The sequence below is a fragment of the Leeuwenhoekiella marinoflava DSM 3653 genome, assembly GCF_900129005.1.
GTDB lineage: Bacteria > Bacteroidota > Bacteroidia > Flavobacteriales > Flavobacteriaceae > Leeuwenhoekiella > Leeuwenhoekiella marinoflava.
Window position 1 is genome coordinate 86289 of record NZ_FQUN01000005.1, and the last position, 17420, is coordinate 103708.

The following is a 17420-nucleotide window of genomic DNA, read 5'->3' on the forward strand; positions in this document are numbered from 1 at the left end:
TAAACAAATACTCCTTTAAAGATCAGTACTAAATGTCTCTTAAAGAAATCAATATGAATTCATAAATATTTAAATTAATGGAAAGTCTTTGAGTTTTAAGTCTAGTATTTCAGTATTAAAAAGAAAACTTTTGTTGGTAGATTAAGATTTAATACAGAAATTTTGAGAATATTCTAAACCTTTATGCACAAGCAATCAGTGTTCTCTTTTATTTCCCAATTGATTTGGGTTTACATCTTGTTATTTTCCGCAGTTTCGTTTAGTCAAAAACTAACTTCAGGTTTTAAGCACACTAATGCACTGATAAATGAGACGAGTCCTTATTTATTGCAACACGCCCACAATCTCGTAAACTGGCAACCGTGGAGTGAAGCAGCATTTGAGCAAGCGAAATCTCAAAACAAATTGGTAATTGTTAGCATAGGCTACTCTTCGTGTCACTGGTGTCACGTAATGGAAGAAGAAACTTTTTCGCAGGAAGATGTTGCGCAGGTAATGAATGAGAATTTTATAAATATTAAAGTAGATCGTGAAGAACGTCCTGATGTAGATCAAGTTTACATGACCGCAGTTCAACTTATACAAGGCCGTGTCGGCTGGCCGCTTAACGTGATTGTTTTGCCTAACGGTAAACCACTTTATGGCGGTACGTATCAAACCAAAACAGACTGGATTAAACTCCTAAACTCTCTTTCTAAAACCTATAAAGAACAACCGGAAAAAACTACTGAATTCGCAAATCGAATTGCAGCAGGTATTCAAGAAAAAAATGAATTTGGTACAGAAAAAGGAAGCGTTTTCTTTTCAAAAGAATTATTGAATACAAACATCACTACGTTAAAAGAAAATTGGGATTTAACCTATGGAGGATTAAAAGGACAACAGAAATTTATGCTTCCGGCTAATATCAACTTTTTACTAGATTATGTAATATTAAGTAACGATGCGCAAGCAAAAAAATATATCAAGCTTTCGTTAAATAATATGGCATTAAGAGGTGTTTACGATCACGTAGAAGGTGGCTTTTTTAGGTATAGTGTAGATACAAAATGGCAACTCCCACATTTTGAGAAAATGCTTTATGATAATGCGCAATTGCTTAGTGTGTATGCTAATGCCTATAAGGTTTTTAAAAACCCGCTCTATAAAGAACGTATTGAAGAAACCTATCAATTTTTAAATACCATTTTTAAATCAAAAAAAAGATGATAAGATCATCGTTTCTTGGAATGCGCTGTTGATTTCTGGGCTGGTGGATGTTTATAAGGCTCTGGGTGATGTTAAATATCTTCATGAAGCTCAGAAAGTTTATACTTCACTATTAAAGAATGCTTACAGGTTTCAAAATCTGGTGCATTCGTACAAAAAAAACAGCAAGCTCGTTGCTGCTTTTTTAGATGATTATGTTTTTATGACCAAAGCATCTTTTGATTTATATTCCGTTACAACAGAATTAGAATATCTGGATCAAGCCACTAAACTCTTAAACCAAACTAAAGAAAAATTTACAGATAGCGAATCAGTTTTTTATAAGTTTAATTCTGGGAAAGAATTGATTTCTAAAATCATTACCACAAATGATGGGGTTCAACCTTCGGCAAATGCGGTAATGGCACAAAACCTTCTCAAGCTAGGTCATTTCTATTATAACGAAGCTTATTTAAATGAATCTAAAAATATGTTGATCGCAATGCATGAGAAAATCGCTTCCTTTCCAGAAAGCTATTCACAGTGGTTTGCACTTCAACTCAATATGACTTTTCCGTATTATGAGATAGCTGTTGTGGGTAATAAAGCTCCTACTCTGCTCTCAGAATTTAATACCAAACATTTACCCAATGCTATCGTAGTAGGAAGCAGTAAACCTAAAAACCAAAATCTATTTGAAAGCCGTTTTGTAGCCGGTGAAACGTATATCTACGTTTCTGAAGAACGCGCTTGTAAATTGCCCGTGCAAACGGTTGATGAAGCATTAGAACAGATGGAAACCGAAAGATACTAATAACAAAAGTCCACCTAAATTGGTGGACTTCCATTCTATATGTTTAAGTTTCTATGAAAGATCTTCAAGTCTTTCAATAGTATTTAAAGACTTTTCAACCTCTAATTTCTGATTCTTAATCATAGAAGTAATTTCTGGACTAAAGTTTTTACTGTATAAAACTTCTTGATATTCTTCTACACTAGCTTTCTCACCACGGATGCATTCTTCTAAAATTGCTTCATCCTTATCTGAACTCAATGATTCTTTAACATTCATCCAAGTTCTATGTAAAGAGCCTGCAGCGCTTCCTGATTCTTTTGGTGTTTCATTTAAATTGACTAAAACATCACTGATCTCTGTTGAAAAGCGATTGCGTAAAGCTGACTTCTGTTTCAAATATTCTTTCAGATTTACATCCTTAGCTTTTACCATTGCTTCTTTGTATCCCTTTTCTGCATCATAATTTTTCTCTAATAAATGTTGAAGATTGGTTACTGTTTCTTCGTGAGATTTTCCTCTTGCTTTTTCTATCGTAGTTTGCATAATATGAATTGTTAGTTGAAAAATTTCTAATAAGGCTATGTATTTTTATAAGTAATACATCTTATTCGTTTTCTCACATAAAATTAAAATACAACTGCTCGTATATTATTTCAATTAATACAGTTTAACGTCTCTGCGTTAATTTAACTTAAGCTATAAGTCATTGTTAGTCGGGTTTTAAATAAATAGTTTTATAACTTAGCTCATTTAGTGAGAGCCGGTAAATTATGAGAACAACCCCCAGAACTTCTAAACAAAAAGAATACGACGACTTTGGTCTTGGAGAAAAAGCTACTGCTGGCCATTATAGAGTTCTAAATAAAGACGGCTCATTTAATATCAGAAAAGAAAATGTAGCTTTTTGGGAAAAAATAAATTTCTTCCACGCTTTAGTATCTATGAAGTGGATCAAGTTTTTTGCTATTGTTCTTTCCTCTTATTTCTGTGTTAATCTCATTTTTGCTTCGATTTATATGCTTATTGGTATCGAACACCTCACTGGAATTTATGGTACAACAACCGTAGAACAATTTGTTGAAGCTTTCTTTTTTAGTGCGCAAACCATTACTACTTTAGGTTATGGTCAGGTTGCACCTACCGGTATTTTAGCCAATATTGTTGCTGCTACAGAATCTATGATGGGACTTCTAGGATTCGCACTTGCTACCGGTATGGTTTACGGAAGATTTTCTAAACCGGCTGCAAAATTAAAATACAGTCAGAATGCGGTGATTGCGCCTTATAGAGAAATTAATGGTTTTATGTTTAGAGTAGTTAATCCGCACGGAAATCAATTGCTTGAGGTTGAAGCCAGCGTGTCGTTATCTATGCTTCGGGATAATTCTCAATTGAGAGATTTTTATACTCTTGATCTGGAACGTTCTAATGTGGTTCTGCTACCAGCTGCATGGACAATCGTACATCCTATAACTGATGATAGTCCGTTTTATAGAATTTCCAAAGAAGATTTTTTAAGAAAGGATGTTGAGATTATAGTTGTTATTAAAGCTTTTGATGAAACCTTCTCGCAATCTGTTTATTCCCGGTCTTCTTATAAATATGCTGAAATAGAATGGGGAGCAAAATTCACATATCTAATCTCGCACAAAAACGGAAAATCTGCCATAGATGTAAGCGGAATCAGCAAGACCGAAAAAGCCCTTCTTAATTAACGCTGATTAACAATACTTTTAAAGTTTCATTAAATAGACGGTCTTAAAGGTTGTAGATTAATATGTTTGTAAGACTTGCCTATGTAAGCAATTCAATTGTAACAAAACGCATTCAGAATTTATGAGAAGATCCCTATTTGAATTTATTTATAAACTACGGAATGTTCTTGCTCAAAAATTCAAGCAATACAATGCAAATCTACCTTATATCTTAACGGTTACCATTGCATTGATTATTGTAATAATTGGGACAAACCTTTTTATAGAGCTTACAGATACGCTAGAGTCTGAAACACTTTCCGCATGGGATACTTCCGTTACAGATTATGTACTTTCCTATAGAAATCCAGCACTTACTAAATATTTTATGTTTGTGACAGACGTTGGTGATTTGTATGGTTACCTGATTGTTCTGGGAATCTTCTTTGGAGTTTCTTTCTTTGTTTTTAAACGATGGAAGTATGTCTTGCAAACAACACTTGTTCTAGCTTTAGCATCAGTTTCTAATGTTATTTTAAAACGCTTTATAGATCGCGCGCGACCGAGTATAGAGCACTTAGTTTCAGTAGAAACATTGAGTTATCCTAGCGGTCACGCTATGAGCGCAATGGCTTTCTATGGGTTTCTCATTTATTTGTTTACGCAATTTAAAATGAATACACTTTTAAAATTTGTTTCTATAACTGTGCTAACCGCTCTTTTAATAAGTATTGGTATCAGCCGAATTTACTTAGGTGTGCACTTCCCTTCTGATATTGCAGGCGGATTTATAGCAGGATTTATCTGGGTGATCTTTTGTATTCTTTTATTCAACATCATTGAACTCTTTAAAAGAGATCCACAAACAAAATCCTAAAGCTTTTTAGAATGGATAACCGATTGCAAAGTTGAGTATAGGGTTTTCAAAATCCCAAGACCAACGTTCACCTTCGGCTAAACTAGGATCGTGAAAGGGTGCTCCAAGATCTAAACGAATTACAAAATTCTGAATATCTACACGCATTCCAAAACCACCACCTATTCCCAGTTGATTCATAAAATCACTACCAAAAGTATCGCCATCTAAGGCTTCGTTATCTGTAGTATTCCACACATTACCAGCGTCTACGAAAAATGCTCCCTGAAGTAAGCTAATTAACGGAAAACGGTATTCTAGATTAGCTTCTAACCTTAAATTACCGGTCTGGTCATAGTAACTGTAAGTTTGACTATCATCTGGTTGATAAGTACCGGGACCTAACGAGCGAGTTCTAAATGCACGCACGCTATAAGGACCACCCGCAAAATATTGCTTAGTATATGGCACAACATCAGAATTTCCATAAGGTATACCTATACCTGCAAAAAGCCGAGCTGCAATGGTTTGCTTTTCAGCAAAATTAAAATGATATCTGATGTCTCCATCAATACGCGCAAATTGTGCATATTCTAATCCAAAAATAGTTTGTGGTTTATCTCCACCAGCGATCAGACTCAAGCTGTTTCCTGCAGTTTCAAAATTTCCATTAAAATAGATTTGATGCTTTTTGCCGGTGTCCACCATTCCATTATAAATAAAGGAATACGTCAAACCCGAAATAAACTGCTGATCAAAACTGGTCTGTAAAAATGGATTTGCAGCAAGAATTTCATCAAAAGCAGCGGTGGTATTTGCAAGTGAAACATAATTTATAGAAACCGGATTGATCTCGTGCGTTACATATTTATTAGCCTGCCACACATAACCAAATTTAGCTTCCACAGAACCTAAAGTGAAATACTGCGTACGGTTTAAATAGGATACTCCCAGTTGCATTCTGGTTTTAGGAATATCATATTTAAAATAGTTCTTAGAAATTTCAATAGGAAAAAGCATTCTGGGGAAAATAAGTTCACCACTAACCCCTAGCTGAATACTAGATGAACCTTGGTTGTTACCCGATCCTCCGGCTTGTATTTCATAAGCCCCATCTAAAGAAATATTCAAGGTTTCACCACCTTTAAACAAGTTTCGATTTATAAAAGTAAGGCCCAAGCCCGGCCCGGAAAATCCATTAGATTTTGTTACAGCTTTTACTTCTGCGCGTACTGCACGCTTATTTAATGGCGATAAGAAAATATTTGCAGACAACTGCCCTAGACTATCTTCATCATTATTTTCTAGCTCATCATATCTGATATTCACAAATTTATATGCGCCTATAGAACCCAGACGTCTTCCTGTTGCTTTTGAAGTTGACGGACTATAGAAATCACCTTCTTCGATTAAAACAAAAGGATCTAAGCGTTTGGGTTTAAAATACACTTCATCTTGAATGAAATCTTTTTCTGCAAAGCGGATTGTATCTAAAGCTGTGCTATCTAAGTCTACCCGATTATTAGGGTAGATATTTACCTTAGCGATTTTATAAGGTACAATTGATTTCTTCGGAACGTCTTTTTTTAACCTTAGAAACAAGTCAAATTTTTTGTTCTTATACTGATTAGTATCGGTCTCAAAAATTAAAAATCCAGAGTTGAAATTATAATAACCTTCTGCTTTTAAATACGTATCAATACGTTCCCGCTCTGCTTTCATTGCATTAAGACTGAAACGCATATCAGGTTTAATTAAGGTTTCTGAAAACGAGTTTTTTATTTTACCATAAACTGGAAGCGTATCATTATCTAACTGAAAAGTTTTGAGTCGGTATGGTTTAGATAAGCATAAATTATAAATAGCCTCTGCCTCTTTATTTGCGGTATCACGCACAATTTTTGAGTTTGCCACACTGTAAAAAAAGCCTTTATTTTCTAAACGATTCAACAGAATTTGCTCCATCTCATAGGTTTCAATATCTGTATCATAAAGAGGTTCCTGACCCATTTTTTTATTTAGAAATTTATTTATAAAACCCGGTTTTTCCCTATTGGCTTTATAATGAAAATACAAACCCGGATATCCACCCAAAACCGAACTTATGGGCTCTGGTCGTAAAGCAGCTTTTAAATCCAATTCTATATCTGCAATATCATTTACAACAGAATCTGGCGTAAGTATGACCGTTTCTTTAGTATATAGAAACTTATCTTCCGGTATAAAACGGTCTACTGAACAACTGTATAGAAACAATACAGCAAGAAGAGTAAGTAAAATTTGAGCTGTACTTATCGAAAAAATTGTTTTTTTATTATTCATTACTTTCATTCTCCTCTTCGGTTTTTGCAGGAAACATGGATTGCCACAATTCTGTAAACTTGTTAAACTCGCGTGTAAACAACAGTGAAATTCCGTTTACGATTATTTGCCCATCAATTATATTCTCAAACTGACTGCGTCTGTATCCGCGTAAGCGATACCTGCCATCTTCGGTTAATAAGTATTCTATACTAACATTTCCCACTACAGGTGCAGTTCCGTTATCAGAATTACCGCTTCCCTGAAGATCTACAGCACTACCTACACTCACTACAAGACGATCATCAAATAACTTTTTTTGAGCTGCAACATCCAGTGTTGTACGATCTTGCGGTGCACTACCTTGATAATCTGTGTAACTATCCAGACCAAAATTGAGGTCAAAACCGGTATTACCTAATAATTTATCAGAAAAAACATTCAACTGATCTGAAATAGCATCGTTCAGGTTATCCCGTGCAATACTTGCCGTTCCGCCTCCACTACCATCGCTGGAAGAACTGGGGAAAAAGCGGTTGAGAACCAATAATGAAAAAACCTGTTTGTTAAGTTCGTTCTCCTGTTGATTCAGTTGTTGTACGCGCGTATAAACCTGACCACCTACTGCTCCTCTGCTTGCCTCAGGAATATCTAAATTGAAATTGATAACTGGCTGCATCAATTCTCCATTGATATTAATATAAACCTGAAAGGGAACCTCCTGACGGTATTGCATTTGCGTGCTCAAGTCTGCACCACTAGTCTGTGAAGCCATCAAGCCACTTGCTGAAGTTTCAACACTATAATAGGCTTTGATGTCCAAATCTGCATCAAACGGATCTCCAGACCAGGTTATACGACTATCAGGAGCTAGCTCAAATCTTCGGTTTACCAGATTGTAGAGGTTCATCTCATAATGACCTTCTGTAACATCATAACGACCGCTTAACGTCATTCTTCCGTTAGGATACATATCAAACTCAAAATCACCCGTACCGCTTACCTGAAAATTATCACCTGTTTGTTCATCTATAATTAAATTAAACTTGGCTCCTTTTGCAATTTTAAAAGCAGCATCAATTGCAAAACCAGAAACTGTATAAGATTCCTCTTCTCCATTAGTCAATATTGCGTCTGGATTTTCTTTATTTACAAAAATCACAACACCATCTTTCGACTCAATCTGTACCTCAGAGGGTGGAAGCACATAGGTAACATCTGTTGCTGAACTCACAGTTAGATCTAAATTAACCTTAGGCAGTATTAAATCTCCCGTAATCTTAGTTTCAGCATCAAAAACTACAGTCCCGTAAACCAAATCAAAATCATCTTTTGTTGAATTTAAAGCTTTGAAATTTTCAGCCTTCATCGTTAGGTCAAAAGTTGGATTCACAAAACTTTCGGTACCTACTTCTCCATTAACCACAATAGCATTTGAACTGGCATCCTGAATTTTAAAATCACTAAAATATACCGCCTTATTGTCTAGTTGAATTTCTTCGTTGGCTAATAAAAACGGAGCATTCAGTTTAGTAACTTCAAATTGTGCCTGATTGAATTTAAAATTACCTTCATATTTCGGTTCTAAAGTGGTTCCGCTTAGCGAAATTGTTCCACTTATAGTTCCTGAGGCTTCAGAAAGTTCTCCCATCGAAAAGTTCTCCAATGCATTTACATCGAAGCGATTCATATCTAGACTCATATCAATAGAAGCGGCTGTTTCGTTAGCTGTATAAGTACCGGTAAGCTCCATATCTGCTACACCTTCTTTTATTTTTAAATCAAAATCATATCCCTTATTTACTATTGAATTTCCGGTTGCAGTAAGCACGCCCATATTAGTCTCTATAACCTCAAAATCAATAATTTTAAGATCCAGTACCATCCCTGGACTTGTATATGGATCCTCTACTGCAAACTGACCGCTGAGTTTCCCCCTTGCAAGAGACTCGTTTGGATTTAACAGCGACATAATATTTGCCAGTTTAAAATTGATAAAACTAACACCCAAATGTTCTTTAGAAATACCCGAAAGGTTATTACCGGCTTCAATTTGCTGATCCTGATATGACAAAACAAAATCTTCAAAAATGGTATTAGACTCTGTAAACGTTATACTATTATTGGGATTTACGTCCCATTTTTTAGTGTTCAGAATAAAATCTTCAGGATCTATACTTACCTTAATATTATCTTCTTCAAGCATTATTTTAGATAACACATGCATCAGTTTTTCTTCATCATGCATAGACAAGAAATCTAAATACATCATACTGTTTGTAACCCTTCCGCCCAGACGGGTATTTTTCATATCTACAGGACCTGCGATCAGCTCTTTAAGCCCCAGACCAAAATCCATATTTTCCTTATCAGAACGCATTTTAAAAGCCAGACTGTCTATGGTATAGCCGTTATAATTTATATATGGCAACTCGATATCTGCGGTAAGTGTTCGCTTATATTCATCAAAGTCTATCGCAATATCTACAGTATCTAACTCTCTAAGATTCGGTATAAATACTTCACCTAAAATAGGTGCCTGATGCACAGAACCCCGAATTTTCATCAGAACAGGATTTACAAGGGTATCTATTTTAGAATCCTTATCCAAATAACGTTTAAAATGACGTTGAACAGCAGTCAAAAATTGTTGCGGACTCGCATTAGATTCTAAATCCAGACTTAAAATACGATTGCTAATATCTAAAGATGTGGTATCAGGTTTTACAAAAATAGCAATATCTAAATCGCCCAATTGATAGGCTTTATCATCGTAAACAGCCACTCCTCTATTAATCTCAGATTTGATCTCATAATCTTCAGGAACTCCTTTAAAATAACCTTTGAGTGTAAGAGCAGTTTTGATATTTTGTTCGGTTAAACCTAGAGCTTGCAGATCTGCTCCAATAAGGTCTAAGTCAACGGTAGCTGCAGAAGCTACAGAGTCCAGAATTACAGAAGCGTTTAACTTCATGTTCAAATTATCGTCTTTGTAAGCCGAAACTAAATTCCCTTCTCCATTTTTAAAAGTTCCGTTGAGGTTAAGATCTTTAAAAAGATAATCATTAAAACCTAAGCTGTCAACCGTGGCTTTTAATGTTGCGTTAAGGTCATTTAATGTGCTACCAGAACCTGTAGCGGTCAGTTTCATATCTAAAACGCCCAGCATCTCATTTTGCATCAAAGTACCCAGTTGAATTTGCGTAGCGATAACATCACCTTCAAAATTTATAGTTTCACCAAAACCAGCTGTACCATCTAAGCTTACCACCCCATCTGTAGTGGTCAATTTGCTTTTTGTAATGATTTTTGTTGTGTTTCCTTTAAAAGAACCCGCAAGCTGAACATTTTCAGGTAATTGAACGCCTAACTCCTGCTCATTTAAAAATCGATTCAGATCAGGTTTTGTACTGTTAACTTTATAAACCGGAATATTAAAGGCTAATTGCTCAGGAGTTGTCGCATTATAGATAGATCCTTGAAGGCTTAAGTTGGTTTGACTTCCCCAACTAAAACGTGTGGGTTTTATATTTAAAGCATCAAGACTACCGCTCATTCTTAAGCTACCGGTTAGTAAACGCTTACTTAAAGTAGCTATATATTCATTACTTCTTAAGTCTGGCTGAAACCTAAAAACCGTGTTAAGATCTGCTACAATTTGTGGTATTTGTAAATTAAGTTGAGCTGAACCGGGATTTTCAATTAATCCATCTAACGAATTATACTTGAGCTTTGCATCTCCCTGAAGTTTATTCTGATTGAGCGCAAGTGATAGATTGTTGAAATCAAGATTTTGATCCGTTACATTTAAATTGAATGCTAACTCCTCTAAATTCAATCCTGAAGCTTCGATAAAACTAGCTGAGATAAAATCAGCTTTAAATGCTTTATCCTTCAACTGAATGTTTTCGATATCCAGATTAAGATCGGTTAGTGCTATGGCATTCGCATTAAAAATACCCGGAGTAACTTGCGCACCGTCTAATATATAATTTATGGAGTTATCAGCAAGATTTATACGATCAATCAGTATAGTAAACTCCGGCCAAACTGAAGTTGAAGCAGTTGAAGTTTCAGCAGCAGCAGGTTTTTCAACTGTTGTCATCGCCACCTGAACAACCGAATTATTGAGCAGTACTTCCCCTATTTCAGCATAATTAGTTTGTAAATCAACTTGTGGAATATCGGTCTCAAAATCTCCTAGTTCTGCTACTGCAGCGATACCATCTGGCACTGAGGTATAATCTACCGTAACCTGATTGATTCTTAAATTCTGCACGCTGAACTTAGGCATAGGAACTTCAGAAGAATCCTCCGAAACCGGTAACGGTTTAGTTTGCTTATAAACAAGCTTTGTATCATTTAAATAAACGTCACCCACATCAAAGTTCATATTCTCAAGATCTGTCTTACGCATATTCAGCTCCAGTTCTTTGAGATTTAAACGAGCTTGCATACCCCCCACTTCATCAAGGTAATTCAGATCAAAATCTTTAAAAGTAAAGTCTCCTAGATTGAGTTGAAGCGCCGTTGTATCTGCAGCAGTTTGATTTACCGTTGTAGTATCGGTAGTAGCAAAAGCATTTATTAAAAACTGGTAATTAAACCCTGCAACCGAATCTTTTCTGATCACGTTTGCTTTAGCCCCTTCCCAGGTTACGTCATCTACACCTATTGCTCCTCCTTTAATTATTGACCACAATGGTATTTCTGCTTCAAGATGTTTGCTGTAAACCAGCGTATCTCCTTTTGTATCTTCCAGATAAAGACCATCTAAAGAAATATTTCCATCAAAAGTCACAAAGAGTTTTTTGATTTGAATCTCTGTATTGGTTTTATCTGTAATGTAATTAATCGCTTTATCTACGATAATACCTTGCCCCCACGGACTGCGAATAAAAAGCACCAAGAGTAAAAATAAAAGGAGAATAACCGCAAGTGTCTTACCAAGAATTCTCAGGATTTTAAAAAAAATGCGCTTGCCTTTTTTACTCATAGAAACTATTATAACAAAGTAGGTGTATAAAGAACTTTGAAAGTGCTAAAATACTATTAATACTAGCGCTCAAAACACTATCTCATATTAAAACCTTGTTATAATTTTCTATAAATGCAGTTAAAAATGCCTTGAAAACGATAGCCAAACCCTAGCTTACAAAAAAGAAAAGATATGAGTACTAAAGAGAAAACAAAAGCAGATTACAATTCTGATCTTACCAAAGATGACCTAGACATTTTAAATCAAAAGAATATCCATAAAGATGGTGGTGTTGATGAGCAATTGCGTGATCGCGTAAAAGATGTAGATTTCACAGGTAAAGATTTAGACATTCCTACGGAAGAAAAAACGACTAATCTTAAGGATGAAGAAAACAAATTGTATAGTCAGGGAGGTTCCAGAAATAACAACCTGGAAGAACAAAAAGGCGAGTTATAAAATTTTAAAATACACTAAACCAAAAGCAAAGAAAGAGGCGCAAATTGCGCCTCTTTCTTTGCTTTGTCTAATAAAATATTATTCTTTAACTATCATAATGTTTGCTTTAACTCCTGTGAGTAAATTCCATTCATTAGAAACTATTACATTTCCAGAATCATCATAAACTATAAATGCCGCAGTATTAGGACCTGAAGAACCTTGATTTAAAGCTTTGAATGAAACCCTATTAAAGCCTGGATTTAATGGAACATAAAAACTTGACCACGAAGCTGTAAGCCAAATACTAGGTACGACTATCTCATCGTTAACCAGCACAGCAACACGATCACCATCTACAAACTGATAATCTCTACACATTATTTTTACCTGCTGAGCACCACTGTGAAAGGTTCCCAAATCCTGATCAGATTGATGAGCTGGCATGTTTGAACGATCACTCGTTCGATTAGCCTCACGATCATTCATAATATCTGTATACCGCTGACCGGCATCTGCAAAATCTTCCCGTTTTAGCATATAAAAATTAGAAGATTCTGGAGCTTTTAAAACAGGACGTTCTACCAGTTTTCCATCAGAATCTAGCATAAGACCACCTCGCGATGCAGGAACATCTGGCTTAGCTTTAGGAATATCTGCAGGAACGGGTGTGGGGGTACCGGTTGAATCTTCTACAGCTGGTATTTTAAATGAACCCGAAGAATTATCTATCTGCGCTTGCATAGCAAAACTCATAAAAATAAAAGCACACACAAGCCCAAACTCCTTAATGTATTTGTAAAAATGAGAATTATATTTCGGTGTTTTTTTCAAGTGTTCTTTATCTAACAATAATTACGTGATATACTGCAATATGTTGCAACGCAGCACAAATTTAATTTTTAATAGTTAAACAGAAATCGTGCCAGTAGTTTTTAGCTAATAATTATACTTTATAATATTCTTAAAAAATCGTAAATTCAAAATAAAAAAAATCAACATGTGCTTATGAAAACTTATAATTCCTTAAAACAAACTGGTTTTCCTGCTCTTTTCAAGATTATTTTAATTTTTACGGCAATTCTATTTATACAGAAGTACGGATTAGCACAAGAAACTAAACAATTAATTGAATACAAGGGAAGGATTATTGACCAAAACACTAAAGATCCTTTGCCATTTGTAAACCTCGAAATTGCCGGAACTAACATTGCAACAGTCACTAATTCTGAAGGTGATTTTTCGCTTAAAATTAATGAGGCGATGCCTCAGGCTAAAGTTTCCGTTACCTATCCCGGCTACAAAAAACTGCTTATCATACTTGCAGATTTCACTAATATTAAAAACACAATTGAATTAGAGCCTCAAGCTTTAGAACTTGATGAAATAAATATTACTCGCCCTAAAGATGCAAAAAGCTTGATCTCTAAAGTATTTGCTAATCGAAAAGATAATTATCTCGAAGAGCAAACCTATATGACCGCATTTTATAGAGAAGCTATTAATAAACGTAATCGCAGCGCATCTCTAGCAGAAGCTGTAGTCGCTATAAAGAAACAACCCTACATCAATGCAGGCAATGATCTTGTTGCCATTTATAAAGCTCGCAAAAGTACAAACTACAATAGACTAGATACCTTGGCTATCAAATTACAGGGAGGACCATTAAACGCTTTATATGCGGATTTGGTAAAGTATCCGGAGTATTTTATGACGCTGGAATCTTTATCTAATTACGAATTTAATTTTGGAGAGTCACTTATGAATGACGGTAAAATGATCTACGTAGTAAATTTTAAACAGAAAGAAACCATCATTGATCCGCTATACTACGGTAAGCTTTATATCGAAGCTAAAACATATGCCTTAACTAATGCTATATACAATATAAATGTAGAAAACAGAGAGTTGGCTTCTGCCCTATTTGTCAAGAAAAAACCCAATCGCGTAAAAGTTTATCCTACCGAAATCAGTTATCGTGTAGATTACAGAAATACAGACGGTAAATGGTATTATGGCTACAGCAATGTAAATCTGGAATTTGTAGTGAACTGGAAGCGTAAATTATTCAATAACAAATATCGAATTACAAGCGAAATGCTTATAACCGATTGGGAGCTGCAGATAAATGCTGAATCTATTTCAAACCGAACAAAATTTAAAGCAAGTACAATTCTAGCTGATGAAGCTTCGGGTTTTGCAGATCCTGATTTTTGGGGAACCTACAATGTCATAGAACCGGAAAAATCTATTCAACAAGCTATTGAAAAAATCCAACGGCAGATTAAAATGGTAAAATCTTAAAAACAAGGCATACTAATTGATACATTTTTAAATATTAACTTAAAAATGTATCATTATGAGAGCTTCTACTAGTGTAAATGCAGGATCTATGGCAGACATCGCCTTCTTGATGCTGATTTTCTTTTTAACTACAACTACTATTGCAACAGACAAAGGATTAGATCAAACTTTGCCGCAACCCTGCGAACAAGGTGATTGTTCCTCTGAAATAGCAGAACGAAATATATTTCAGATTTCGGTGAATGGTGATGGTGATTATTTGATTCAAAATCAAAAAATGCAGCTTTCTGAATTGAAACAAAAGTTAATTGAATTTATTGAGAATACAGATAATTTGGAATCAATGCCAGCTTCCCCTCAAAAAGTTTATGTTAATTTAGATATCTCTAGAAGCTTAAATTATACGAATTATGTTCAGGTTCTAGACGAGGTTAAAGCTGCTTATTCAATTTTACGAGAAAACTATAGCAAATTAAAATTTGATAAAACCTACATTCAGCTTTCGGCATTAGAGACCCAGCATGTTCTCAAAGCGTATCCATTTCAATTAGCAGAATCTACGGGTATAGCAGAAATCAACCAGGAATAAGATTCCCACCTTTAATCTCTTTAGCAATAACATCAGAGAATTTTTTAAGGTTATAGGGTTTAGTTATGACATCATTCATACCACTCTCTTTAACCTTTTGTTTTACGTAAGAAGCTTCAGCAGCCGTCAAAGCTATAATGGGAGTTGACTTATCAAAAACACGTATAGCTTTTGAGGTCTCATAACCATTTATACCCGGCATATTAATATCCATAAGTATCATATCAAAATGATGCTTACGCGTGCGTTCTAAAGCCTCTTCGCCATTTTGAGCTTCAAATATTGTAGCATGCTGATTCTCAAGAACACGTCTGGTAACCATTCTATTAATCTTATTATCATCTACTATCAAAATGCGTAGATCTTTAAGATTAGTGAGCTCTAATTCTTCTTCAGAACTTCGAGACGTGTTTTTACCTATTACTTGTTCTGGTGTAGCTTCAGCAAACTCAATTGCAAAAGTAAATACGCTTCCTTGTTCAGGCTCACTCTTAAGCGTAATATCTGAGCCCATTTTATTCAATAACTTACGTACGATAGGAAGACCAAGACCAGTCCCCTTATTCTCAGATTGTATACCGTCTAACTGACTGAATTCATCAAATATTGACTCGTGATTTTCTTTTGGAATACCTATTCCATTATCTTCAATTTCAAAGCGAATTTTATACAGACCGCTGCTTAAAATTTTACTTCGAAGACGAATGGCTATAATTCCTTTTGGAGTGAATTTGACAGCGTTACCTAAAATATTGAGTAAAATCTGAGAGATTCTTCTAGAGTCTCCTACAACATAATTAGGCACTGAAGAATCTACATCACAAATAATCTGACAATTAGAGTTCTTTAAACTATTCTGCTGAAAACTACTTACAAGCTCTTCAACCAACAACTTAATATTGAAAGGTTTCTTTATAAGTTTAAAATTATCATCCTCAAGTTTAGAAATATCTAAAAGGTCATTTATTATATCAAGAAGATGATCTGCACTAAATTTTAAAGAACCTATTTCTTCTTTATAATCTGCAAAAGCATCTTTCTTTTCTAATATTGAAATAATACCTGTAACCCCGTAAAGTGGTGTACGCATCTCATGACTCAATGTTGAAAAGAATTTGGTCTTAGAGCGTTCACTTTTTACCGCAAGGTCTTTAGCCTTTTTTAAATGTTTATTATTAATTTTTAGATTTTTGATCAACCCTAACCTCAAACGCTCACTATAAAATAAATAAGCAAGAAACAAAACCATAAGGCCAATTATCGAACCCAGAAGAACTGATTGCGTCTTTTTACGCTGTAAATCCTGATCTAAAATTTGCTGTTTTAATTCGGCATCATTACGAGCACGTCTTAACTCTTCAGCCTCCATATGAGCTTGAGCAAGTTGAAAGGTCTCCTGACTAGTAACCTGTTCTTTGTTTTTGTAATAATACAAATAGCGCTTGTAAACTTTTAAAGCCTGCTTCGGTTTACCGTATTCTGTAAGAAAATCTGCAAAATGATTGTAAAAGTCAAGCGCTAAATAATCCATCTTTTTTTCTTCAGCTAAATCATAAGCCGTATTATAATACATAAAAGCCCTATCCGGAAAATCAAGACCTCTATAATAATCTCCCCAGAGAATATTTATATAAACCTTTGGATCATCATAGTAAAAGTACGCTCCATCATAGCTTTTCTCAGCTTCTTTGAGATAAGGGTACATCATCGTGTAATTTTTCTCATCTCTATATAGCTCTGCAATATTTAATGCAGCATCTAAAAACTCACCATCATTGAGGCGACGTTGAATCTTAAGGGACTCTTTATAAAAATCTAAAGCTTGATTACGCGTCTCTGGATATTCAGAAAGACTAGCAGCCAAATTATTATACCCCCAAGCTATTAACGTATCATTTTTAGAAATCTTTGCAAAATGTAAAGCTTTTTTGGCGTAGTCAAGAGCAGGAACAGAGTCCTGTAGCTGATCATAAGTAATACTTAATAAATTATAACCATGAAAAAGAAAGCCAGGTTCATTTCTTTTTTCTGCCTCATTTATAAGTGAAGAAGCCATTTCTATAGCCAGATCGTATTCTTTATTATCTGTAACTTCAAGAATACTATCTACTTGTTTCTGAAGATTTTTTTGTTGGTAAATTAAAACAGCTTTGAAGCCACTCGCTCCACTAGCTTTGTTAAAATAACAAAGTACAAATAGAGCAATTAAAATTATAATGGACTTACGTTTCAATGAGTTGAGATTTTAAAGCAGGTCAAAAATAAATTTTTAACGT

At 34.9% G+C, this 17420-nt stretch carries 12 protein-coding genes; 7 read left to right on the forward strand and 5 right to left on the reverse strand.

The window, feature by feature from the left end:
* The first annotated feature begins 183 nt into the window (after window positions 1-183).
* Together BUB91_RS04050 and BUB91_RS04055 are read left to right on the forward strand one after the other, a co-directional pair.
* Complete coding sequence (locus BUB91_RS04050; protein ID WP_073097347.1) at window positions 184-1209, forward strand: thioredoxin domain-containing protein; 1026 nt, start codon at window positions 184-186, stop codon at window positions 1207-1209.
* 43 nt (window positions 1210-1252) lie between these two features.
* Window positions 1253-2002 carry a YyaL domain-containing protein gene (locus tag BUB91_RS04055; RefSeq protein WP_128759300.1) on the forward strand — a complete coding sequence of 250 codons (750 nt, stop codon included), beginning with the start codon at window positions 1253-1255 and terminating at the stop codon, window positions 2000-2002.
* Between the two features lie 51 nt (window positions 2003-2053).
* On the opposite strand, the gene BUB91_RS04060 is transcribed toward BUB91_RS04055, so the two are convergent.
* Complete coding sequence (locus tag BUB91_RS04060) at window positions 2054-2527, reverse strand: ferritin-like domain-containing protein (protein WP_073097351.1); 474 nt, start codon at window positions 2525-2527, stop codon at window positions 2054-2056.
* A 227-nt stretch (window positions 2528-2754) separates the two neighbouring features.
* On the opposite strand from BUB91_RS04060, the gene BUB91_RS04065 reads away from it, so the two are divergent.
* Together BUB91_RS04065 and BUB91_RS04070 are read left to right on the forward strand one after the other, a co-directional pair.
* Window positions 2755-3699 (forward strand): ion channel, encoded by a 945-nt coding sequence (locus BUB91_RS04065; protein WP_073097353.1) that lies wholly within the window; start codon window positions 2755-2757, stop codon window positions 3697-3699.
* Between the two features lie 121 nt (window positions 3700-3820).
* A complete protein-coding gene (locus tag BUB91_RS04070) occupies window positions 3821-4555 on the forward strand; it encodes a phosphatase PAP2 family protein (protein ID WP_073097355.1) in 735 nt (244 codons plus the stop codon).
* A gap of 6 nt (window positions 4556-4561) precedes the next feature.
* Here BUB91_RS04070 and tamL read toward each other — a convergent pair whose 3' ends face one another.
* Both tamL and BUB91_RS04080 read right to left on the reverse strand, forming a co-directional pair.
* A complete protein-coding gene (tamL, locus tag BUB91_RS04075; RefSeq protein WP_073097718.1) occupies window positions 4562-6856 on the reverse strand; it encodes a translocation and assembly module lipoprotein TamL in 2295 nt (764 codons plus the stop codon).
* The gene (locus tag BUB91_RS04080) at window positions 6849-11831 is read right to left on the reverse strand and encodes a translocation/assembly module TamB domain-containing protein (protein ID WP_073097358.1); all 4983 of its coding nucleotides are present in this window, start codon (window positions 11829-11831) and stop codon (window positions 6849-6851) included. The genes tamL and BUB91_RS04080 overlap by 8 nt, the downstream gene beginning before the upstream one ends.
* A gap of 174 nt (window positions 11832-12005) precedes the next feature.
* Between BUB91_RS04080 and BUB91_RS04085 the strand changes: the two genes are divergently transcribed.
* Window positions 12006-12272 (forward strand): hypothetical protein, encoded by a 267-nt coding sequence (locus BUB91_RS04085; protein ID WP_073097360.1) that lies wholly within the window; start codon window positions 12006-12008, stop codon window positions 12270-12272.
* Between the two features lie 78 nt (window positions 12273-12350).
* On the opposite strand, the gene BUB91_RS04090 is transcribed toward BUB91_RS04085, so the two are convergent.
* Window positions 12351-12995, reverse strand: coding sequence for a hypothetical protein (locus tag BUB91_RS04090; protein WP_128759299.1), 645 nt, complete (start codon window positions 12993-12995; stop codon window positions 12351-12353).
* A gap of 264 nt (window positions 12996-13259) precedes the next feature.
* Here BUB91_RS04090 and BUB91_RS04095 point away from each other — a divergent pair, with 264 nt between their 5' ends.
* On the forward strand, window positions 13260-14555 hold the full coding sequence (locus tag BUB91_RS04095; RefSeq protein ID WP_073097364.1) for a carboxypeptidase-like regulatory domain-containing protein: 1296 nt from the start codon (window positions 13260-13262) through the stop codon (window positions 14553-14555).
* 55 nt (window positions 14556-14610) lie between these two features.
* The gene (locus tag BUB91_RS04100; RefSeq protein WP_073097366.1) at window positions 14611-15144 is read left to right on the forward strand and encodes an ExbD/TolR family protein; all 534 of its coding nucleotides are present in this window, start codon (window positions 14611-14613) and stop codon (window positions 15142-15144) included.
* Here the strand turns inward: BUB91_RS04100 and BUB91_RS04105 are convergent.
* Complete coding sequence (locus BUB91_RS04105; RefSeq protein WP_073097368.1) at window positions 15131-17377, reverse strand: tetratricopeptide repeat-containing hybrid sensor histidine kinase/response regulator; 2247 nt, start codon at window positions 17375-17377, stop codon at window positions 15131-15133. The genes BUB91_RS04100 and BUB91_RS04105 overlap by 14 nt on opposite strands.
* Between the last annotated feature and the right edge of the window lie 43 nt (window positions 17378-17420).